The following is a 21,295-nucleotide window of genomic DNA, read 5'->3' on the forward strand; positions in this document are numbered from 1 at the left end:
CTGTGGTGTCCGTTAGAACGATAATTGGACCTCATAACAGGAAAATAACGTATCTGATGTCCTTTAGCCTCGGCGTTCGGCGGGGTTCTGGTCATCGTCATACCATTTCATTGCACCCAGATACCATTTCATTGCACCTAGATACCATTTCATTGCACCTAGATACCATTTCATTGCACCTAGATACCGAAGGCGGGGGCGCACAAGCCGGTCTAGATTGCATGTATATTATGTATAAAATTCATATCCATCCCTACATCCCTACATCCCTACATCCCTACATCCCTACATCCTTATAAGTATGTTAATTACTACTCTTGAACTCAAAAATCCTTCCGCGGCAGGTCGGCCGGGAAGGATTTCCATCTCACGCTTTGCCTTATGGAGCCGTACGTTTCTGAGCCAGCTTCACAAGCAGATGAGCCAGCTGATGCTGCTCCGCTTGGGTTCCGACCTTCCATAACTCCTGCAGAAGCTTCTCTTCGGAATTGCGGGGCTCCTCGTTTGCAGCCAAATAGCCAGCTACCTTCTCTGCTGCCTGCGCCAGCTGCTCTTCATTCAACCCAATGCTCTCGGCAAGCTGAATTCGCTTGTTCAAATAGGATTGGAAGGCATCAAAATCGGCCAGGATTCTCTCCTTCTCCCCATCATCAATCCGGTCCATTGCGTCACTGACCTTACTCACATCCAGCTCACCGTTCTTGTTCACTACATGATTATGTTCAGACATGGTAACGCCTCCTTATCATTGACTGGGTAACGATCTCTACTTAAACGGGATCTTTCGGATTGAAACAGATGCTTCCTAAAGTTCCCCTCTGACTCTTAGCGGTTGCGGCCACCGCGCCGGCCACCACTCTGGCCCCTCGCACCGCGGCCTTCGGAAGATCGGGTACCGCCTTGTCCACCGCGACCGCCGTGATTCCCCCGACCCTCGGTTCTGGACGGTCCACGGCTGCTGCTGCCGCGTGTTCCGGCCTGTGATTGTTCACGACCTTCGCCTGCACGCCCGCCGTCACGACTGCCGCTGCGACCTCCAGCCAACGATGGTCCGCGTCCCTCGCCTGCACGGCCGTCACGGCCTCCTGCTCGTCCGGATCCACGCTCATCCCTGCGTGACGATCCGGATCTTCCTCTACTCTGCTCGCTGCCGCGGCTCCGTCCGGAACCCGTACCGCGCTCTGCCCGACTTCTGCCTTGGCCGCGTTCTTGATCGGCTTCAAGCGAAGAGATGTTTCTTGCTTTTCCCGGTCTACCCGTATCCCTGCCTGAGCTGCCCGTGCTTTCCCGAAGGCTTCCAGCACTGGAATCATAGCGCATGCGCTTCAAGCGCAGGGAGATTCCTTCCTCGATGCGCTGTAGATCGTTAAGATCCTTACCGGCAGCGAACGTGATAGCCATCCCGTTCCCCCCGGCCCGTCCGGTCCGTCCGATACGATGGATGTAACTTTCAACGTCGTGAGGCATATCGTAGTTAAAGACATGGGTCACGCCCTCGACGTCAAGCCCTCTCGCGGCAACGTCCGTTGCCACCAGCAGCTGCAGCTTAGCTTCCCGGAATCGCTTCATTACCGCTTCCCGTTTCGCCTGGGACAGGTCCCCGTGCAGCTCGTCCGATTGATACCCATAGGCCAGCAGCGCCTCATTCAGAGTAGTTGCTCTGCGCTTCGTCCGGCAGAAGATAATCGCGAGAAAAGGGTTATGCTCCTCGATCATCGCCCGCAGGGCATCCTGCTTGGAGCGGTCCGTACACTCGACCACAACCTGCTGGATCTGCTCCAGCGGGATCGGGGAAGCCCCTTTTATGACGATATCGACAGGTTCATTCATATAATTGCCGGCAAGCTGCTTCACACCGGCAGGCATCGTGGCCGAGAAGAGCATCGTCTGGCGCCGATACGGAAGCGCGTGGATCAGTGCTTCGACCTCATCCAGAAATCCCATGTGCAGCATCTGGTCGGCTTCATCCAGCACCAACTGCTTCACGCCGCCCAGCTCAAGCGTGCCCCGGCGTAAATGATCCAGCAATCGGCCCGGTGTACCGATGATCAAATGCCGTCCGCCTTCGAGCTTTCGCAGCTGTTTCTCCACGTCCTGACCTCCATAGACCGCCAGGATTTTGATCCCGTCCGGCTCTCCGGCTGTCAGCTTCTTGGCTTCTTCCGTAATCTGCAACGCCAATTCCCGCGTCGGCGCAATAATGAGCGCCTGCGGATACGCCCGCTTGGGATCGATATGCTGCAGAATCGGCAGCATGAAAGCCAGCGTCTTGCCTGTGCCGGTCTTCGCCCGGGCGATTACGTCCTTTCCTTGCAACAGAAGCGGGATACTCTCTTGTTGTACCGGAGTCGGCACGGCAATCCCCTGCTCCTTCAGTTTCCGTACTCTTTGTTCGTCAATGCCCAGTTGTTGAAAGTTCGGCAAACGTTCCACCTCATTTAAATTATTTAGCATCTGTTGCGTCAAATCGATTGGATATAGCAAACAAACAAACAAACAAACAAACTTACATAATAAGTCCGACAAAATGTCATTCGAATTCGTTCTAAGAAGAACGAACGTTTTCGTTGTATTTCTTTTCAACTGACAAAAGTCCCTGACTTTGGTAATGTCAATGATATAGATATCCAGTTTGCACCAGCGAAGGAGGTGTCCCCGATATGCATACCATACAGATCATCCTGTCAGCACTAATCCTGATGATCCTGTTCGGCCTTATCAATCTGATGATGAATTATATTTCAAGACGCGACGGGGAGCCTATCGTCCCCTTCCGGAAGAAGCTGTGGCTTATCCCGCTGTTGTCGGCCTTTATCATTATACCGTTAGAGCTCTTTGCGATGTTATATGCAAGGTGGTTTCCCATGTCCGATCCATCAGGATCAGGTGAAATCCTGGCTTACGACGTTCAAGGCGTATGGCTCGGTTTCTCGCTCACGCTCCTGATTGGGCTCCTGATCTTCGAAGGTATCATTCATCCCTTGGTTATCACCCTGCTAAGGCTGCTGCTTCGCAAGGATACCTCCATCTATATCAAACAGGCGGTTACCGTTGTAACCGACACGGTTCTGCTGTACGTAGCGTCTCTGATTGTGCCCGGCATTCTTGTCGGCGGCTGGAAGCAAGCGCTTCTCATTGCCGTATTCTTTCACCTCATAGAATGGATCCTCATCGGAGTCCAGACCTGGGTACAGCAGCGCAAGCGGGCAAGAGCTGAGTCTACCGGCTAGAACCTGCCGGATTTGAAAATGGCATACAGCAGCCATGCAACCATGAGCAGGGCTACGATGAATCCGACTTCAATCACCGGGAAGCTCCATATCATCATCGGCTCCCGGCTGAGCGACGAACCGATAATCAGTCCCACCATGATGATGCTGAAAGCCAGAAGCACGATGCTGAAGGACAGCCGGTTACTGATCTGATCCATCTTGCGCATCAGCGTTTGCAGTTCTGGAACGCTGATCTCCACCCGCAGTTTCCCTTTGCTGATCAGAGCCGACAGCTGCCTGGCTTGTCCGGGCAGATCAAGCAAACTCTCGGCAAGCCCTGTTACCCCATCCAGCACCTTCCGGCTGATCCGGCGTGTATTATACCGCTTCTTCAGAAGCTTTCGTCCAAAAGGCTCCGCCATATCGATAATGCTCAGAGTCGGGTCCAGCATCTCGATGACCCCTTCCAGGGTCAGCAATGATTTGCCTAGCAGCGTCATATCCGGCGGCAGCATAATCCGGTGCCGCTGGGCAACGGCAAACAGATCGGTCAATGCCTTGCCGATGCGCACTTGAGCGAACGGCACGTCATAATACTCTCCCCGCAGACGGTCCATATCCGACCGCAGCGAATCCATATCACAATCGTCCGGGATCAATCCCATTCTGGAAATCGCCCGGATCATCCCTTCCGAATTCCGCCGCATCAATGCAATAATGAGTCCGGACAGATGATCCTTCATATCTTCGCTGAGGTGACCCACCAGCCCGAAATCCAGAAAGACCAGCGTGCCGTCCTCCCTGACAAGCAAATTCCCCGGATGAGGGTCGGCATGAAAGAATCCCTCAATAAAGATCTGCTGCAGCATCCCATCGATCAAATGCTCGGCGATCGCCTTCAGATCATGTCCCTTGTCCACGATCTCCTGCCTCCGGCTTAAGGTGAGGCCATCGACATACTCCATCATCAGCACTTTGGATGACGTGTACTCCCAATAAATCAGCGGAACGCGGATAAATTCATGCTCCGGCATCTGAGAGGCAATCTTCTCTGCGTTTCGGGCTTCATGGCTGTAATCCAGCTCCGCCATCATCGCTCTGGCAAATTCGTCAACGATCCGGTCCACACGGTACTGCTTCACCCAGTCCCAGTGACGCTCAGCAATCGAGATTAAATCCCGCAATATCTCCAAGTCACGACCGATCATTCGGGCTACCCCAGGCCGCTGAACCTTGATCGCTACATGCTCTCCGGACTTGAGCTTCCCGGCATGGACCTGCCCAATCGAAGCGGCGGCCAAAGGTTTATCTTCAAACTCACTCAACACTTCATCGATCGGCATACCCCACTCTTGCTCAATCAGCTCCCGTGCACTCGTGGAAGAAAAAGGAGGCACCCGCTCCTGCAGCTTCACCAATTCCTGGATAATGTGGTCTGGCAGCAGATCCGATCTTGTACTCGCCAACTGTCCAAGCTTCACAAAGGCGGGGCCAAGATCCTCAAGCACTCGCCGAATGCGTTCCCCGAGCGTAATCGTCTCCGGCTGTTCCCTGGAACTCCAGCGGACAGGCAGTGACAGAACATGGAACAGTCCCATCTCCTCCACCATATAGCCAAAGCCATGACGCATGAGCGCCATGGCGATTTCCCGGTAACGTCCGGCATGTCGAATTCGGACCGCCATCTATTCCTGCCGCGATCCTTCCAGTTCTACAACCTTCTTCTCCAGAGTAGCAATGCGCTGTTCCAGGCTGGCGACATCACTCTCTTTGGGAACATCCAGATCGGACAACACGCGCTGCACCTGCTCATAAATATATGTCTTGATCTGGGATTGCTCCTCTTCGCCGCGTTCGACGAGACGGTTTACCAGCGCTTTGGATTCCGCAGGAGCAAGCTCCCCGCGTTTAACCAGATCATCCACGATTTTCTCTACTTTTTCCTTGCTGACCACGGTAAGGCCCAATCCTAACGAGATGGCTTTCTTAAAAAGATCACTCATATATATCCCTCCCGGTCGTTGTCTGGTTCCATTATAACCTTTAACGCTGGTAAAAACATCTATCCTTGGACTTGCTTTCATAAGTATAGAGAAGCTCCCTTATCAATTTCCCCTGATTTCACATGAAATATGAGGGCATTCCGGAATCGGATAACAAGAAATTGCATTCCAGCCATGCTTGTTATGTAAAATACAATGTAAAAAGCGAACAGGCGGGGGAGAAAGTGATCCGCCTGTTCGCTTATGATGCTATGCCATGCAGATGAAGAATGGCTTAGTCGTCATCCCCATCATGATCGTCTTGATCATCATGATCCCAATCTTGATGGTCATCATCGTCATCATCATCGTCATCATGGTCGTCGTATTTCTCATACTCTGCCTTGATCACTTTACCGCTGATCGCATGGACTTCTACGTCAGATGATCCGTTTGCTGTCTTCACTTCGACGTCATACACCCATCTGCCGTCATCTTGGTCCAGATCCACTTCCACAGCCGTACCGCCCTTAGCGTGTTTAACAGCGATAGCGGATGCCTTGCTGGCACCGATCAGATTGCCTGGAAGATTGTCACGGTCATCATCGTCATCATCCCGGTCTACTCTTACGCCAAGGGATTTGCCTGTGTAGGCATCAATCCATACATCGACATCCCGGTTGCTCTGCTGAATCTCAACATCGTAGACCAGCTTGCCCTTTTTCCGGTCGATGTCCATGCTCTCCACTTTACCGCTGGCAGCAGCCAGAGCCAATTGTTCGGCTTTTTCCATTCCAATGAGCTGCTGCTGTTGCTTCGCCGCCGCCTGAGTTCCTGCTGCAGTTGTCTGTCCTGAGCCTGCCGCCTGTACGGCGTTATAGCCGTATACTCCACTCGCCGCGATAGCTACGGACAGTGCGCCTGCCCACAATGTTCTTTTGTTCATCATCTTACGCCTCCTCAAAACTCTCTGTGTGATCTCTACAAAACCAATATACCGTCTCAACATGAGAGCTTTCGGAGAGAAAGATTAGAAAACGATGAGAAAACGCGAATAGGCCTCTAATCTATTCATCATCATCCTCATCATCCCAAGTCACCGTCATGATCTTACCGGTAATCGCATGGACTTGAATGGTCGCTTCACGGCCGTCTTCCCGCTCAATCTCCACCAGGTAGTAACGGCTGCTCTTACTCTCGCGATATTCCACGTCTTCTACCGTTCCCGGTACCTTCTCTAAAGAAAGCTTGATCGCATACTCTTTGGTAATCATCGTTGCAGGCGGTTCCGTCGTTCCGTTTTCGCCATCCGTTGTTCCCTTCTCGCCATTCACATTGGGCTTCGTGGGAGGCGTGCTCGGATCGTCAGTCGGCTGCTTGGTGTCGCCCGGCTCCGGCTCTGGCTTCACTGGCGCTTTGTCCAGCGGTTTGATGGACACGATATCGCCTTGACGGGCATCTACCGTCATTTCATACCTCCCGGAATCCGATTGCAGCTCCATCCGGTACATCTCGCCTTCCAGCGTTGCCTTTGTAATCTCACCATCCGGATATTGTTTCAATACTCCACTAACGGCTTCCTCCTGCGACATCGCCTCCGTCGAACGGTTAAACGGACTCCATACCGCATTCACGATGATCATAACGGCGACCACGATGATGACACCCAGCAGCACACTCACTTTCTTACGCATTGAATCACCTCGCAAACACATTCTGTCTTTACCGTCAGTATAGCGCAGCATGGTTAGAATTCGATGAGAAAACAGTAGGCTGCTGCAGTTTATTTCGATTCTTTGAGCCGAATGGTGGCCGTTGTGCCCACGCCGGGCAGGCTGTCCAGCTCCAGAACAGCAGAGATGGCCTCTGCGATATCCTTCGCCAAGGACAAACCAAGGCCAGCGCCCCCTCCCCGGCGGGTACGAGCCTCATCCACCCGGTAAAAACGGTCGAAGACGTGCTCCAGCTCATCTTTGGCAATGCCGATTCCGCGGTCGATGACCCGAATATAAACCTCCGATGGCTTCCTGCCTACCTGGATGACGATATGTTCGTCACTGTATTTGCGCGCATTATCCAGCAGAATGAACAAAAGCTGCTTGAGCCTGCGGCTGTCCGTCCAGCCGAGAACCCCGCCATCGGCTTCCACCTCTACCGTGCGGTTATAAGCATCGCGAAATGCGCGTGCGGAAGACTCCGATAATGCCACGAGATCCACCTGCTCCAGCTCGACCTGCCATTGATCCTGATCGCGTGCAAGCAGCAGCAGCTGCTCCGTCATTTCCTTCATCCGGATCGCTTCCGAATGGATCGCTTCGACGGACTCCATGAACAGCTCCGGCCGGTCCAGACCTCGCCGCTTTAACAGACTTGCGTAACTCTCGATGATGGTGAGCGGTGTCTTTAACTCATGGGAAGCATTGGACACGAATTGCTCCTGCCTCGCATGATTGCTCTCCAGCAGCGTAATCATGTCGTTGAACGCAGCCCCCATCTCTACCAGCTCATCCTTGGATTTTTCCTTCAGCTCGATTCGCCGGAATCGTCCGCTCTGTCGAATCTCCCGCATTGTACGGATTAAAGCCGTAATCGGCTGCACAATTAAACGCCCCAATATCCGCGTCGAAATGATGACCGGAACCAAAGCGATTGCGGTTACGGCGACCAGCACGATTCGCAGCACCTGCAGCGTCTCCATCGTGGCGGCAAGACTGCGGGAAATTTGGATGTTGTATACAGCCCCGTCGCTCCAAATGACCGGCAGTGAAACAAGCACATAACGCATTCCTTCATATAGGATCTGCTCTACCTGCTTATTGGTGTTATAAGGAAGCTTAAGCTCATCCATATCCTCACCGGAGGAGGTCACGTAAGGGGACTTAGCCTTGCTGTCAGCCGGGACAAATTGAATCTTTCCGTCAGCCGGGACATAACTTCGCAGCAGATCGTCAATGGGAATGGTCGCAGCAGAATGCGCGATACTTTTGACAATGCTTCCCGCCTCGGCTTCCGCTTGCTCCAGCTGGCTGTCCACCGTCATTTTGCTAAACACATAGTATACGGATAAGTTCATGACAATCAGAATGGCCGCCATCAGCACCGACGAATAGAGGTGGATTTTACTGCTCAGCTTCATGGGGTCTCTTTCAGCACGTAGCCGACACCGCGGACGGTGTGAATGAGCTCCGATGTGCTGTCATGATCGATTTTCTTGCGGACGTAACGTATATATACATCGACGACGTTGGTATCGCCGTAATAATCGTATCCCCATACGGCAGCGAGAATCTGCTCGCGGTTCAACACCTGCCGTTTATTCTTCAGCAAATAGACAAGCAAATCAAATTCACGAGGCGTCAGATCGATCCTTCTGCCATCGCGAATGACTTCCCGCGTACCTTCGTTCAATTTCAAATCCGCTGCCGTAAGCCATTCTCCTGCCGCCGGCTCTTCCGGATCCTGCTTACCCTGGAGCCGCAGCGCAGCACGAATCCGTGCCAGCAGCTCTTCGATCTGAAACGGCTTCGTTATATAATCATTGGCTCCAAGATCAAGCCCCGATACTTTATCCTCAACGGAACTCTTGGCTGTCAGCAGCAGCACGGCTGTATGGGAATCATGGGCACGGATCCGCCGCAGCAGCTCAATCCCGCTCAAACCGGGGAGCATGACATCCAGCAGAATTAAATCCACGTCCTGACTGCGGTATGCCTCGAGCGCATCCAGCCCGTTATCCGCCTTGGTGACCTGATAGCCTTCACTCTCCAGCTCGATTTCAAGCAAACGGGATATTTTCGCTTCATCCTCAACAATTAGTATCTTCCCGCTCACGCGCGTCCCTCCTACCGCTCATTTCGAAATGGCTTGTTAACCCGGAACTCGCGCAGCCCACTTGGCCGCTTGCGTAATCATCAAACGCAGCTGAGGCTGGAGAAAGGACGGCTCATGGTGGCCCGGCATCAAGAAAACCACGCGTCCGATGCCATACGTATGGCACCAGGCGGCAGGCCACTGCTTACCTTCGTATTCATAATGCAGCAGCACCGTTTTTTCCGTAAACGGACTGAATATGAACCGGTAAGGCTCCTCATCCAGCACAAAAGGCTCCACGCCTTCCGTAATATCGTGATCGGTCTCCCCCGGAACGAAATACAGCTTCTCCATGGGCGGGTGTCCGTCAAAACGGGCACCGATCAGCTGCGCCAGCTCATAACGATTGGCCAGCGTAACGCCGTTATGGATCACGAGCAAGCCGCCGCCTCCGCTTACATAGGACAGCAGACCTGCGGTCTGCCGTGGCGAGACTCGCTCGTCCCATAGGTCGCTGTAGGCGATGCAGAGTTCGTAAGGGTAGAGATTGCTTTCATGCAGCATTTTATGATTTTCCGTGCATTGCACGGTGAACATGTCGTTCAGCAGGTGTGTCACTTGTTTATCAATGCCTTGCAGCGGATGAAACTTCGGGTGGGTGTAGCTGCCAAGCAGCAATGCTTTTCTCTTATCCATCGGTCATCCTCCTATTTACTACTCAATATTTCACATGATCCTTAGGAACATGCATGAAGAAGCTGGCATGGAATGAAATCTCCCCAACTTCATTACGTTATATCATGACATTATTCTTGATTTTGAGCAAAGTAGCGGCCAAGCGCCACCATCATGCTGCCCATTCGCTCTTCCTCGGGAACCACCATGCGTTCAATGCCTTCCTCGCGAAGCCCCTGAGCCGTAACCTTGCCGACAGCCGCTGCCAGGACAGGCCCGCGGAACGCCTCAAGCACAGCCTCCAGCTTGCCATGGGCACGTGCATAATCCGCAAGGAAACGAAACTGGGGCGCGCTTGTAAAAGCAACCGCGTCAACCTTGCCGCCAACAATTTCCTCAACGAGTTGCGAAACATCCTCCTCCAGCGGCGGAATATGCTTATACGGCAGAATCTGCTCTACTACCGCCCCGCGACTCTCCAGCCACTCCACCAGCTTAGGAGCAGACTCGCCATGCAGCTGAAGAATGACACGTTTGCCCGACAAGTCATGCGGTTCCAAAGACCGGATCAGCCCCGACGTACTGCCGTCATCATCTCTGACGACCGGTGCCAGCCCGCGTTTTTTCAGTGCATTTGCCGTTTTGTACCCTCTTGCCGCAATCGAGGTGCTCTGCAGCGTTTCATTCAATGTATCCAAAAGGCCCATCTGTTCGGCCGTATCGTAAATGGCCTCCAGGCCGATTCCCGTCGTAAATATCGCCCACGGCGCAGGCGCTTTGAGCCAAGCTTCGATCGAGCGGCGCAGTACTTCATCATCCAAAAATACGGTTCCCTGGGCCGGACGAAGCAGCGCGGTGCCTCCCATCTTCTCCACCAGCTTGGCCATGTCTGCCGCCTTGCGCGGACCAGCCAAAGCGACGATCCGATCTTTCATATGCTGTGCCATTTATATGCCCCACTCTCATCATTTCTAGCTTGTTCATCGGTTAATCTTACAGCTTCTAGCAGTTGACTCCAGTATAAAGGCCCTGCTCCTATAGATAAAGCCACTTTGGTCTTATTCTTCAAAAAGCCCCTCTTTCCTGCCACAAACAGAAAAGCAGCAAAGGAATATATGTTCCTTCACTGCTTCAACATGAAATATTCAGGGCATACTACACGCCATTGAATCTATTAAATCTTAAAGCGTGTCACCATCTCTTGCAGTTCTTCGGCTAACCGGCTTAAATCTGCAGCAGACGCGCTCACCTCTTCCATGGAGGCAAGCTGTTCCTGAGAGGCTGCCGATATCGTCTGGGTCTGGCTTGACGTTTGCTCCGACACCACGCGGATCTCCTCAACGGACTTTTTCGTGGAAGACGTATCTTGAGCCAATTCCTTAGCCGCCTTCGAAGTGGATCTTACCTGGTCGGACACCGTATTCACGGCCTTTTTGATACGGGAGAAGGAGCGTCCGGTCAGGTCCGCTGCATCAACGCCGTCCGACACCTTCTGCCTGGCGGCTTCCGTCACCTCCATGGTTCGTTCCACTTCTGCCAGTATCCCTGTAATCAGCCCCGATATATAATCTGCCGAGCTTTCCGACCTTTGGGCAAGCTTACGGATTTCCGCGGCTACAACCGCAAATCCTTTCCCCTGCTCCCCGGCTCTCGCAGCTTCGATAGAGGCATTCAGCGACAATAGACTCGTCTCCTTAGCAATGTCGGTAATGGCCGAGGCGATACCGCCGATCTCCTCAGTCCGCTCAGACAGCTGATGGATAACCCCATTCAGATCGTTCATCGCATGATCAATATCCTGCATCGTCGCTGCTGCGGTAATCACCGTCTTGTTCCCTTCCAGGGCCAATTCCTCCGTCTGGTTCATGGCCGCTGTAACCTTCTCCAATACATCCGCAATGTCGTCCGCATGCCGGGATACCTGAAGGATGCGCTTCAGAATCTCCTCCGCAGCGTTCAACTGGCGTTCGCTGCCGGCGGCAACCTCCTGAATGGAAGACGTGACATGCTCGACAGCGCTTGTATTTTGCAAGGCGCTTGCGGACAATTGCTCGGAAGATGCGGAAACATTCTCCGTCATGGACTTGACCCCGTGAACCATGTCCCTGAGACTATCCACCATCTGCTGAAAGTGATCGGCCAACTCTCCAATCTCATCACGCTTGAAGCCATTCAAACGAAGCGTCAGATCCCCCCCGCTAATGACTTCGGTCGCTTGGCGCATCCGGCGAATCGGTTTGATCACAGAGCTTACATTCCAAGTCACCAGGATTAAGGCGGCTAGCAGCGAAACGCTCATGACCACAATCAGCGTATGGCGGATGCCACTAACAGAGTCGTCGACTTCCTTAACATACATGGTCCCGGCAATTTTCCAGCCGGTTCGTTCATTCGTAATGTAATCCAATTGTTTCTCGATACCGTTATGAACATAGTCAAAATGACCGGTCGGCTGCTCATACAGCTTGGAGATCCAGGTTTCTTCAGCCAACGCGTCCGTCCCCGCATCATAATCGGGGTGAAACAGATATTTGTGATTTTGATCCAGCACCATCGTATAGCCTTCTTTACCTACCTGCACTTCGACCAGGCTCCGGATGCTATGGAGGTTAAGATCAATGCCCACGACGCCTTTGCCGTCAGGCAGCATCTGAGCTATCGTTACAACAATCAGTGAGCCTGCGTTCGAAGCATAGGGGGCTGTAATAATCGGTTGGCCCGATGCATTCATTGCGTCCTGGTACCACCCAGTTTGTCTAGGATCATAGTCCGCCGGCAGCTTATCCCCCGATGTCTTGATAATTCCGCCCTGGTCTGTACCGATAAATACGTCCACTGTATCCGGATGTAGTCCCAAGTACTGCTTCAGTGCATTAATAGTTGAACCCGCTTGCCCTTCAAGTTCCTTGTTAATTTCCGTGGACTTCATCGTTGTACTTAAATAATTCAGGTCATCGAACTTGGATTGCAGCGTGTGATTAATGATCTCATTCGCCGTATCGACGCTCTGCGATGCACTGCGCAGAATTTCATCCTCGACAGTTCCCTTGGCGTCACGATAGGTGATAATACCGATGGCGCAGCTGGGCACAAGAAGCACGAGGAGAAATGTGAGGATCAGGTTTCTTCTAATACGATTAGCTCTTTTTTTCTTCATGGGTTTCTTTCCTTTCTAAACTGCAGTGACTCTCGCCTGTCTTCTATAAAAATACTCCCTTCAACTTATCGGCATCTCTTGAACCATTCATTATGTAGTGTGTATAGGTAATTAATTCCATAAAAAGAGGGGCGCCCTTGTTAAAAAGGCACCCCTCTTGGCGGCGATCAGAGATCACCGTCTATATAAAGGCCATCCACCCTGCACAGCGGAAACAAAGATGGCTGGCTCTTATAAGTTCTGATTACGTTATTTCGACTGATTGGAAGGTATGAACCCACTCAGGTCTACACCAAGCCCGGCAGCGAGTCTTGCGCCATATTCGGCGTCGGCACGGTAGAAATTGCATACGGCACGGAGCTGAATATCGGATTTGACCTGGCTCAGGTCGTCAACCAGATTGCGGATCAGATGATCCTTCTCTTGCTCCGTAAACGAACGGTACAATTCCCCAGCTTGGGTGAAATCATCCGTTTTCTCGATACGCTGGCGGACGACACGCCCTATGAGCGGTGCTTCGCTTTCACTTACAGACGGGTCCTCCACAGGGCCTGTTGTATAGCTGTTCGGCTCATAGTTCACCGGCGACGGATCTTGATTCACGTTCATCAAGCCATCGCGCTGATGATTGCGCACAGGAGCATACGGGCAGTTGATCGGGATCTGCAAATAATTGGCTCCCAGTCGATGACGCTGCGTATCCGGGTAAGAGAATAGCCGGCCTTGCAGCAATTTATCCTCAGACGGCTCGATGCCTGGTACCAATGCACTTGGGGAGAAAGCGGCCTGCTCAACCTCTGCAAAGAAGTTCTGCGGGTTGCGATTCAAGGTCATTGTGCCGACCGTCACGAACGGGAAGCGATCCTCCGGCCAGGTCTTTGTAGGATCCAGCGGATCAAAGGATAATCCATCCATCTCCTCCGGGGACATCAGCTGCACCTGCAGGCGCCATTTCGGGAAATTCCCGTTTGCGATGTGCTCACGAAGATCACGGGTGGCGTGATTGAAGTCCTTGCCCTGGACTTCGACCACTTCGTCTGCATTCAGCGTATTCACGCCTTGTGCGGATTCCCACTTGTATTTAATGTAGGTCACTTTGCCTTCGCTATTCACCCACTTGAAGGCGTGTACACTGAAGCCATCCAACTCCCGATAGTTTGCTGGTGTGCCATGATCGGAGAACACCCAGGTCATCATATGCGTGGATTCCGGGGACAGCGTCATGAAGTCCCAGTACCTGCCGGGCTCCTGGATGTTGGTCTCCGGCGAAGGTTTCAAGGAATGCACCATATCGGGGAATTTGATTGCGTCCCGAATAAAGAAGACCGGAATATGGTTCCCTACAATGTCATAGTTGCCCTCCTCCGTATAGAACTTCACGGCAAAACCGCGCGGGTCGCGTGCCGTTTCGGGTGACCCCGTTCCATGAATAACCGTGGAGAAGCGAATGAACACAGGAGTTTCCTGACCGATTTCCTGCAGAAAGGCCGCTTTCGTATAAGGCTTCATGTCATTCTCCACAACAAATGTGCCGTGTGCACCTGCCCCGCGGGCATGAACGACGCGCTCCGGAATCCGTTCACGGTCGAAATGGGCGATTTTTTCGATCAGATGATAATCCTCAAGCAGCGTCGGTCCGCGGCGCCCTGCCGTTTTGGAGTTTTGGTTATCTCCGACTGGAGCCCCTTGATTGGTTGTCATTCTATCCATATATGAACCCTCCATCATTTCTATAATTGATTTTAGACTGAATCTAAATTTATGAATTGATTGTATCATTGGAGAATCCATTGGATCATGATTGTCGCATGAGTGTTATATGACCCTTCTATGATCGTTATATGAAGTTCGGATGAATCCATTTATGGGTACGAGAATGGACAAAAAAAAGGAGGGGGATTAGTCCGCCAGGCGGTATCCCACTCCTCTAACCGTTGCAATATATCGCGGGGCTCCCGCGTTGTCGCTCAGCTTTTTACGCAAGCTTTTGATATGGACGTCAACCACATTGCTGCCGCCCATAAAATCCGTATCCCAAATTTTGCACATCAGATCCTCACGCGTGCATACGGCTCCTTCGCTGTCCAGCAGGAGCATCAGCAAATGATACTCTGTCTTGGTCAAATGGATAGGAGTGCTGCCCCGGTGGATGGTCATTTTATCCCGATCAATGGATAGGTCTTTATAGACGAGGCCTCGCATGACCTCTTCTCCACCCGACAATCCGGCAGCCGGAGAGAATAATCGAATGGTTCGCTGCACCTGATACATCATCGTATCTTTGGAACGGGCCGGCCATACCATAAGCTCTTCGTTCAACAGGCTGGAGCCCGCTTTGCTCATGAGCTCCTCGCCAACCAGGTACAAGATCGGAATCGAGGAATGTTCAGGAAGCAGCAGCTCCTTCTCCTTGTTGAATGCCGCCATGTTCCGGCAGCCCGTCATATCGGCGATAATCAGTCCCGTGTTTAGGGCCGACTGCAGACGCGGTTCCCATTTACGGAACATCATGACCTCGAAGCAGTTCTCCGTCAAGGTCATGAACATTTCGTTCACCCGTCCCGGGGAGCGGCTGATCAATGCAGCCCGCAGCGTTGTGGGACAAGCATCCCCGATTGCCATCGGCGGCTCCGGACGAACATAAAGATTGCCGGATTGGAAATCCGGAAACGCATAGACCTTTCCCAGTTCCGTCATTTCTTCCGTTTGATTTGACATTCTGGACACACCCCCCCGAATACGACGTGAGCATGATGGATAACGTAGTTGGTTTCACTGGCTACCGTAGCAGCCCAATCCTCTGGCACCTCCGTCATGACCTCGTCCACTTTACCGCATACTTCACAAATAATATGTTGATGCTCGTCAGTACGGGCATCGTACCGACTCGCGCTCTCGCCCAGCTTCAATTCTCGAATCAGCTGCTTATCCGTCAAATAACGCAGGGAATTATAAACCGTCCCGTACGCCAAGTTATATCCTTTCTCCACCAGCCGGTTCATGATATCCGCTGCAGTCGGATGATCATGCGATTCCCGAAGGACATCGTACACCGCTTGGCGTTGTGTCGTCAGATTTAAAGATTTCAAGGTATTCACCCTTTTAATTTATTTTTAGATCAAGTATAAATCTTATTCTCTCCAAGGTCAACATCCCGTGCCGAAATCGCTGCTGGTAATCTTTAAGATTTCTTTAGATTCAATTAAAAATTCCTTTAGCTTGTATGGTTAGAATTAGAACATACATACACGATGAATCGTATAGTCCGCCAAAGGAGGCGATCGAGCGCCATGGAATCCATAGCCAAGCATCCCCGTCAAGCAACGTCATCCCCTGAACGACCCCGGCAGCAAACCGGCACGATTCGAAACAAACGAATCAAGCGCCGCAAGGGACGCGCACGTTTAAGTCTGCTCCTACTACTGTTTGTCGTCATTCTGTTGGTTGTGTTCATCGCGAGGATATTTATTCCGCCTCCCATCAAAGCCAGTTCGGCCATCCTGATTCATGCGGATACCGGCCGTGTACTCTATGCGATGCATGCCGATCTCCCCTTACCTCCCGCGAGCATGTCCAAAATGATGACAGAGCTGCTGGTGCTGGACGCCGTCCAATCCGGACAGCATGCTTGGGAAGAGAACGTACCGGTAAGCCGCTATGCGGCAGAGGTGCCCGGTTCAGGCATCGGCATGCATGAAGGCGAACGTTACACACTGAAGCAGCTGTTCGAAGCACTCATTATTCATTCAGCCAATGATGCGGCCGTAGCTATTGCGGAGCATCTCAGCGGGTCGGAGGCCCGGTTCGCGGAGACCATGAATGAACGGGCGAAGGAAATCGGCCTTTCGGACCGCACCGTATTCGCCAATGCATCCGGTTTGCCTGCCGCTGACCTCGTTCCCTTTGCCGAAGCGGCCTCCGACGGCGATACCGTCATGACGGCCAGGGATTCGGCCATGCTGGCCAGATGGCTGGTCAACATACATCCGGATCTGCTCGAGGTAACCAGCCAGCGCGATTTGCCTGTTCCGCAGAAGAAGCTTTCCCTGCATACCACCAATCTCATGCTGCCTGGCGAACCGCATTCTTACGAAGGTAATGACGGATTTAAGACCGGATACACCCGCTCCGCCGGTTATTGTTTTACCGGGACTGCGTCGCGTGGCGGAAACCGGCTGATTTCCGTCGTGATGGGAACCGGGAATGCCGATCAGCGGTTTACGGAGACCCGGAAGCTGATGGATTACGGATTCGAACGTCAAGGTATTCTTTCGAATCTCATATCCGGCCTTTTTTTAATAATCGTCATAGAAGAACTCACGATTTTTGAAGGCCAAGCTGCACTTTATGGGGTCAATTTAGGGTACACTGTTCGTAAGGAATCATCATTTCCAATGGGCGGATTTACTGGAGGATATTTTATGAGAAGTATATTAATCGTTGATGATGATAAAGAAATTTCCGGGCTGATCTCCATCTATCTGGAGAATGAGGGTTACCGCGTGATGCAAGCCCATGACGGGGAGGAAGCACTGCTGGCCATGACCACCAATAACGGGGCGGTGGATCTCGTGATCCTGGATGTCATGATGCCTAAGCTGAACGGGATTGACACCTGCCGCAGAATCCGGGAAACCTCGTCCATACCCATCCTGATGCTGAGCGCCAAGAGTGAGGACATGGATAAAATACTGGGGCTGATGACCGGCGCGGATGATTACATGATTAAACCGTTCAATCCGCTGGAGCTGACGACTCGTGTCAAAACACTGCTGCGGCGCTCCACTCTGTACAATGCCGAACTGCATCGGGAGGACAGCGAGCGGATCGAGATTGATGGGCTCGACATAAACCGGACAACGCATGAAGTAACGGCCAATGGCAAAGCAATCTCTCTGACGGCGAGAGAATTCGAGATTCTGTATTTGCTTGCCCGCCAGCCGGGGAGAATCTTTAGCGCCGAGGATATCTTCCAGCAGGTCTGGAAGGAGAAATATTACGTATCCAATAATACGGTCATGGTTCACATCAGCAACCTGCGGGACAAGCTCGAGAAGGAGCTGGGTTATAAGCTCATTCAAACGGTATGGGGCGTCGGGTACAAAATCCATGCGTAAGCTGCAGTGGAAGATCATTACACTATTCTTTGCCAGCGGAGCCCTGACCTTGGCCATACTATTCATCGCGCAGCAGATCTTCCGATTGATCGGCCGGGAGTACTGGAAGGAACCCTGGGTAAACACCCTTTTCAGAGTTGATCGTACTTTGGAGGATTTCTTCGGTTTCCCCATCATCCCGACGATCATCGGCATCGTGCTGTTTATCTGTATGGTGCTCCTCCTGAGTCAAGGCACCATTCATCAAATCAATCAGTTAATGGAGGGTACAAAGCGTTTGGCGAAGGGCGAATTGGATCAAGAGATTATTGTTAGCTCCAATGACGAACTGGGCCAGATGGCAACGCAAATCAATCAAATGGCCAAGCAGCTCAAGCTATCGCTGGCAGAGGAACGCATGGCCGTCCAGTCCAAGAACGAGCTTATCAGCAACGTATCGCATGATCTGCGCACCCCCCTCACCTCCATCATCGGGTACTTGCGGCTGGTCAATGAAGACCATTACAAGGATGAGGTCGAGCTCCGGTATTATACCGATATCGCGTACGATAAGTCGCTGCGCCTGGGCGGACTCGTGAACGATTTGTTTGAATACACACGGATGGGGTACTCCCCGATGAACCGGGTTGACATTAATTTGGTGGAGCTGCTCGCACAGTTGGCCGTAGACTTTTCACTAACCGGGCAGCAGGAAGGAGTACAGGTCGTCTTCACACCTGAAACGGAGAAAATCATGATCTCCTCGGACGGGGATAAACTGATGCGCACCTTCGAGAATCTGCTGTCCAATGCGGTACGGCACGGACGGGAGGCCGGGCGGGTGGATTTGAAAGTATCTCAGGACCCGAAGTTTGCCGTCGTACAGGTCATCAATTACGGTCCTCCGATCCCTCAGCATGCAATCCCCCATCTGTTCGAGCGGTTCTACCGGGCGGATGAATCGCGCACTGATCAAACCGGGGGCTCCGGGCTTGGCCTGGCTATCGTAAAAACCATCGTGGATGCCCATCACGGCACGATTCAAGTAACCAGTACTACGGAGCTGACGATGTTCGAGGTTCGTCTACCTTTAGAGGCTCCTGAAAATTAACAAAATAAAACATTTAATATTCGACATACAATTCCATTTTCCGATAAAATAGGGGGTGAATGTCTTCATCGCCTTGCCGCCCTTGCGCAAGGTACATGAAAGGAATGATCCCCCATGACCAATATACTTTTTACCAACTTTTGTATATTTGTGACTTTCTTATACTTATCCGGACTGCTGTCCAAAAAATATGTAGCAGGTGTTGTGACACCGTCCATCCACGTTAAGATCAACGCCGGACTCCTCTTTGGCATTTACGGGATCATCTTGATGTACTATTCTTTCCCCATTGACCCCCGGTTTTTCGCGGATTTGCGGCATCTGGCCATTGTCGTGATCGCCAGCTACTTGGGCTGGCTTCCGTCTCTGATTGCCGGCGTGCTGATTGCACTCGGACGGCTGCTTCTGTTCGGCATGTCCGCTTCCTCTGCCATTGCAGGAGCCGGCATGCTGCTGATCGGCATCATCTGCGGGATGCTTTCTCGTATGCATTGGGAACGTTTAGGCAAAATGCTGCTCATGAGTGTATCGAGCATGCTGGTGCTCCTATGTATTATGTGGATGAATATCCCGGACCACCACAAGGTGTATACCGTCTTCACGCAGCACCTCATCATATCCATGCTCGCCACGGTGGTCATCTACATGCTGACCGAGTATATCAACACGTCCAATCAACTATTTCTGCAGATGAAGAAAAATGCGGAGACGGATTACCTGACCAGTCTTCACAATTTGCGCCAGTTCGAGCAGCTCTTGTCGGAACGTTTCCTCGAAGCCCAGCATTTCAGCGAACGGCTGGGTGTTCTTGTCGTGGACATTGATCATTTCAAAAAAATAAACGACACCTACGGCCATGCGGCCGGAGATGCCGTTTTGCAGCAGCTCAGCAAAGTGCTGAGGGAGCATTCCCGTTCTTTTGACGAAGTGTCCCGCAACGGCGGGGAAGAATTCTCGGTGTTGGTCCCGGAAGCGACCATCGACGAGACTGCCGCTATTGCGGAGCGAATCCGGGCCGCTGTAGCGGATCATATCTTTGTCCTGGAAGACGGAACCAAGATTCAGATCACTGTGTCGATCGGAGCTGCTGTACACCCCGATACGATCCGGTCAAAAAATGCCAAGGAGCTGCTTCAGCAAGCGGACCGCGAGCTGTACCGTGCTAAGGACAGCGGGCGCAACCGCGTATGCTCCGCCCCCGAAATCCATGATCTGATTCTTTCTTAATTCGGATCCGCCTTCAGTATTTCTTCAATGACAGTCAGCGTATCCGGAGACAGCTTTATACCGGAGGCCTTCACATTCTCTTCCACCTGCTCCGGACGGCTGGCACCCACCAGCGCACTGGCTACGTTGTTCTGACGCAAAATCCAGGCCAAGGCCAGTTGGCCGACGGTCATACCCAGCTCGCTTGCAACGAGGCCCAGTGCCTGCACCTTCTGAATGCGGTCTTCACTCATTTTGAGCCGGTCGGCTCCAATCTTCGATGCGCGGCTGTTCTCCGGCACGGCTTGCTTGGAGGCATACTTGCCAGTCAGAAGTCCTTGAGCAAGAGGAGAATAGACCACTTGACCAATGCCCTTCTTCTCGCCTAACGGGATAATTTCCTCTTCGATCTTGCGCTCGAACATGTTGTACAGCGGCTGATTCACCACGATGCGATCCAGCAAATAGCGATCCGCAACGGCCAGTGCCGCTTCCATCTGGGCAGCGGTCCACATACTGACTCCTATATAGAGCACCTTGCCTTGTCGGACAAGGTCATCCAGCGCCCGCAGCGTTTCCTCTAGCGGTGTTTCTTCATGATATCGATGGCAGTAATAGATGTCGACGTAATCGGTACCCAGCCGCTTCAGACTCGCATCGCACTGCTCTCTAATATGTTTGCGGGAAAGTCCCTGATCATTGGGTCCGTCCCCCATCTTGCCGAATACCTTCGTGGCCAGGACATAGGATTCCCTTGGGAAAGCTCTTAAGGTTTCCCCGACAACCACTTCAGCCGCCCCCTGGGCATACACATTCGCCGTATCAAAAAAATTAACGCCGAGTCCATATGCGGTTTGAATCGATTTCACCGCATTCTCCCGTTCCACATATCCCCCGTACGTCAGCCAGCTCCCGAGACTGATATCACTAACCTTCAATCCGCTACCGCCCACTCTTCTAAATTCCATATGTGAAACCTCCTTCATACAAGATAGATGCTTATTCTTTATTGTAACATCTTCCAGTACGATAGACAGTTGTGCCTT

The 21,295-nt window shown here is 52.3% G+C and carries 19 protein-coding genes and 1 pseudogene; 5 read left to right on the forward strand and 15 right to left on the reverse strand.

What is annotated here, in order from left to right:
* Positions 1-379: 379 nt before the first annotated feature.
* Both PLA01S_RS24165 and PLA01S_RS24170 read right to left on the reverse strand, forming a co-directional pair.
* Positions 380-730 (reverse strand): DUF3243 domain-containing protein, encoded by a 351-nt coding sequence (locus PLA01S_RS24165; protein ID WP_076323927.1) that lies wholly within the window; start codon positions 728-730, stop codon positions 380-382.
* Between the two features lie 95 nt (positions 731-825).
* Positions 826-2,454 (reverse strand): DEAD/DEAH box helicase, encoded by a 1,629-nt coding sequence (locus tag PLA01S_RS24170; protein ID WP_127594371.1) that lies wholly within the window; start codon positions 2,452-2,454, stop codon positions 826-828.
* Between the two features lie 206 nt (positions 2,455-2,660).
* On the opposite strand from PLA01S_RS24170, the gene PLA01S_RS24175 reads away from it, so the two are divergent.
* The gene (locus PLA01S_RS24175; RefSeq protein WP_127594372.1) at positions 2,661-3,230 is read left to right on the forward strand and encodes a hypothetical protein; all 570 of its coding nucleotides are present in this window, start codon (positions 2,661-2,663) and stop codon (positions 3,228-3,230) included.
* Here the strand turns inward: PLA01S_RS24175 and PLA01S_RS24180 are convergent.
* From PLA01S_RS24180 to PLA01S_RS24235, 12 genes are all read right to left on the reverse strand, one after another.
* Positions 3,227-4,897, reverse strand: coding sequence for an ABC1 kinase family protein (locus tag PLA01S_RS24180; protein ID WP_127594373.1), 1,671 nt, complete (start codon positions 4,895-4,897; stop codon positions 3,227-3,229). The two genes, PLA01S_RS24175 and PLA01S_RS24180, sit on opposite strands and share 4 nt — an antisense overlap.
* Complete coding sequence (locus PLA01S_RS24185) at positions 4,898-5,215, reverse strand: phasin family protein (RefSeq protein WP_076323924.1); 318 nt, start codon at positions 5,213-5,215, stop codon at positions 4,898-4,900. It abuts the gene before it with no gap.
* Positions 5,216-5,489: 274 nt separating this feature from the next.
* Positions 5,490-6,140, reverse strand: coding sequence for a PepSY domain-containing protein (locus PLA01S_RS24190; RefSeq protein WP_127594425.1), 651 nt, complete (start codon positions 6,138-6,140; stop codon positions 5,490-5,492).
* A 121-nt stretch (positions 6,141-6,261) separates the two neighbouring features.
* A complete protein-coding gene (locus PLA01S_RS24195; RefSeq protein WP_127594374.1) occupies positions 6,262-6,888 on the reverse strand; it encodes a PepSY domain-containing protein in 627 nt (208 codons plus the stop codon).
* An 89-nt stretch (positions 6,889-6,977) separates the two neighbouring features.
* Positions 6,978-8,330 carry a sensor histidine kinase gene (locus PLA01S_RS24200; RefSeq protein ID WP_127594375.1) on the reverse strand — a complete coding sequence of 451 codons (1,353 nt, stop codon included), beginning with the start codon at positions 8,328-8,330 and terminating at the stop codon, positions 6,978-6,980.
* Positions 8,327-9,025, reverse strand: coding sequence for a response regulator transcription factor (locus tag PLA01S_RS24205; RefSeq protein WP_127594376.1), 699 nt, complete (start codon positions 9,023-9,025; stop codon positions 8,327-8,329). Before PLA01S_RS24205 ends, PLA01S_RS24200 begins: the two co-directional genes overlap by 4 nt.
* Before the next feature lie 36 nt (positions 9,026-9,061).
* Positions 9,062-9,700: a ThuA domain-containing protein gene (locus tag PLA01S_RS24210; protein ID WP_071218819.1), complete on the reverse strand. Its 639-nt coding sequence runs from the start codon at positions 9,698-9,700 to the stop codon at positions 9,062-9,064.
* Between the two features lie 110 nt (positions 9,701-9,810).
* Positions 9,811-10,626 carry a uroporphyrinogen-III synthase gene (locus tag PLA01S_RS24215; protein ID WP_127594377.1) on the reverse strand — a complete coding sequence of 272 codons (816 nt, stop codon included), beginning with the start codon at positions 10,624-10,626 and terminating at the stop codon, positions 9,811-9,813.
* A 227-nt stretch (positions 10,627-10,853) separates the two neighbouring features.
* Positions 10,854-12,836: a methyl-accepting chemotaxis protein gene (locus PLA01S_RS24220; protein WP_127594378.1), complete on the reverse strand. Its 1,983-nt coding sequence runs from the start codon at positions 12,834-12,836 to the stop codon at positions 10,854-10,856.
* Positions 12,837-13,085: 249 nt separating this feature from the next.
* Positions 13,086-14,546: a catalase gene (locus tag PLA01S_RS24225; RefSeq protein WP_127594379.1), complete on the reverse strand. Its 1,461-nt coding sequence runs from the start codon at positions 14,544-14,546 to the stop codon at positions 13,086-13,088.
* Between the two features lie 189 nt (positions 14,547-14,735).
* On the reverse strand, positions 14,736-15,554 hold the full coding sequence (locus PLA01S_RS24230) for a winged helix family transcriptional regulator (RefSeq protein WP_127594380.1): 819 nt from the start codon (positions 15,552-15,554) through the stop codon (positions 14,736-14,738).
* Positions 15,530-15,925 carry a Fur family transcriptional regulator gene (locus tag PLA01S_RS24235; RefSeq protein WP_127594381.1) on the reverse strand — a complete coding sequence of 132 codons (396 nt, stop codon included), beginning with the start codon at positions 15,923-15,925 and terminating at the stop codon, positions 15,530-15,532. Before PLA01S_RS24235 ends, PLA01S_RS24230 begins: the two co-directional genes overlap by 25 nt.
* A 201-nt stretch (positions 15,926-16,126) precedes the next feature.
* Between PLA01S_RS24235 and PLA01S_RS24240 the strand changes: the two are divergent.
* From PLA01S_RS24240 to PLA01S_RS24255, 4 genes and pseudogenes are all read left to right on the forward strand, one after another.
* Positions 16,127-17,023, forward strand: a pseudogene (locus PLA01S_RS24240) (D-alanyl-D-alanine carboxypeptidase family protein); the annotation flags it as partial.
* A gap of 234 nt (positions 17,024-17,257) precedes the next feature.
* Positions 17,258-17,953 carry a response regulator transcription factor gene (locus tag PLA01S_RS24245; RefSeq protein ID WP_127594426.1) on the forward strand — a complete coding sequence of 232 codons (696 nt, stop codon included), beginning with the start codon at positions 17,258-17,260 and terminating at the stop codon, positions 17,951-17,953.
* Positions 17,946-19,043: a sensor histidine kinase gene (locus tag PLA01S_RS24250; RefSeq protein ID WP_127594382.1), complete on the forward strand. Its 1,098-nt coding sequence runs from the start codon at positions 17,946-17,948 to the stop codon at positions 19,041-19,043. The genes PLA01S_RS24245 and PLA01S_RS24250 overlap by 8 nt, the downstream gene beginning before the upstream one ends.
* Positions 19,044-19,157: 114 nt before the next feature.
* Entirely contained in the window at positions 19,158-20,270 is a 1,113-nt protein-coding gene (locus PLA01S_RS24255; RefSeq protein WP_127594383.1) for a GGDEF domain-containing protein, read from the forward strand.
* Here PLA01S_RS24255 and PLA01S_RS24260 read toward each other — a convergent pair.
* Positions 20,267-21,217 carry an aldo/keto reductase family protein gene (locus PLA01S_RS24260; protein ID WP_127594384.1) on the reverse strand — a complete coding sequence of 317 codons (951 nt, stop codon included), beginning with the start codon at positions 21,215-21,217 and terminating at the stop codon, positions 20,267-20,269. The genes PLA01S_RS24255 and PLA01S_RS24260 overlap by 4 nt on opposite strands.
* Positions 21,218-21,295 lie beyond the last annotated feature (78 nt).

It is taken from the genome of Paenibacillus lautus NBRC 15380 (assembly GCF_004000945.1).
Classification (GTDB): Bacteria; Bacillota; Bacilli; order Paenibacillales; family Paenibacillaceae; genus Paenibacillus_AQ; species Paenibacillus_AQ lautus.

Bases quoted from the DNA above. Each gene is read 5' to 3' on its own strand.
- PLA01S_RS24165 (WP_076323927.1), bottom strand. From the start codon at position 730: ATGTCTGAACATAATCATGTAGTGAACAAGAACGGTGAGCTGGATGTG.
- PLA01S_RS24170 (WP_127594371.1), bottom strand. From the start codon at position 2,454: ATGCTAAATAATTTAAATGAGGTGGAACGTTTGCCGAACTTTCAACAA.
- PLA01S_RS24175 (WP_127594372.1), top strand. From the start codon at position 2,661: ATGCATACCATACAGATCATCCTGTCAGCACTAATCCTGATGATCCTG.
- PLA01S_RS24180 (WP_127594373.1), bottom strand. From the start codon at position 4,897: ATGGCGGTCCGAATTCGACATGCCGGACGTTACCGGGAAATCGCCATG.
- PLA01S_RS24185 (WP_076323924.1), bottom strand. From the start codon at position 5,215: ATGAGTGATCTTTTTAAGAAAGCCATCTCGTTAGGATTGGGCCTTACC.
- PLA01S_RS24190 (WP_127594425.1), bottom strand. From the start codon at position 6,140: ATGAACAAAAGAACATTGTGGGCAGGCGCACTGTCCGTAGCTATCGCG.
- PLA01S_RS24195 (WP_127594374.1), bottom strand. From the start codon at position 6,888: ATGCGTAAGAAAGTGAGTGTGCTGCTGGGTGTCATCATCGTGGTCGCC.
- PLA01S_RS24200 (WP_127594375.1), bottom strand. From the start codon at position 8,330: ATGAAGCTGAGCAGTAAAATCCACCTCTATTCGTCGGTGCTGATGGCG.
- PLA01S_RS24210 (WP_071218819.1), bottom strand. From the start codon at position 9,700: ATGGATAAGAGAAAAGCATTGCTGCTTGGCAGCTACACCCACCCGAAG.
- PLA01S_RS24215 (WP_127594377.1), bottom strand. From the start codon at position 10,626: ATGGCACAGCATATGAAAGATCGGATCGTCGCTTTGGCTGGTCCGCGC.
- PLA01S_RS24220 (WP_127594378.1), bottom strand. From the start codon at position 12,836: ATGAAGAAAAAAAGAGCTAATCGTATTAGAAGAAACCTGATCCTCACA.
- PLA01S_RS24225 (WP_127594379.1), bottom strand. From the start codon at position 14,546: ATGGATAGAATGACAACCAATCAAGGGGCTCCAGTCGGAGATAACCAA.
- PLA01S_RS24230 (WP_127594380.1), bottom strand. From the start codon at position 15,554: ATGTCAAATCAAACGGAAGAAATGACGGAACTGGGAAAGGTCTATGCG.
- PLA01S_RS24245 (WP_127594426.1), top strand. From the start codon at position 17,258: ATGAGAAGTATATTAATCGTTGATGATGATAAAGAAATTTCCGGGCTG.
- PLA01S_RS24250 (WP_127594382.1), top strand. From the start codon at position 17,946: ATGCGTAAGCTGCAGTGGAAGATCATTACACTATTCTTTGCCAGCGGA.
- PLA01S_RS24255 (WP_127594383.1), top strand. From the start codon at position 19,158: ATGACCAATATACTTTTTACCAACTTTTGTATATTTGTGACTTTCTTA.
- PLA01S_RS24260 (WP_127594384.1), bottom strand. From the start codon at position 21,217: ATGGAATTTAGAAGAGTGGGCGGTAGCGGATTGAAGGTTAGTGATATC.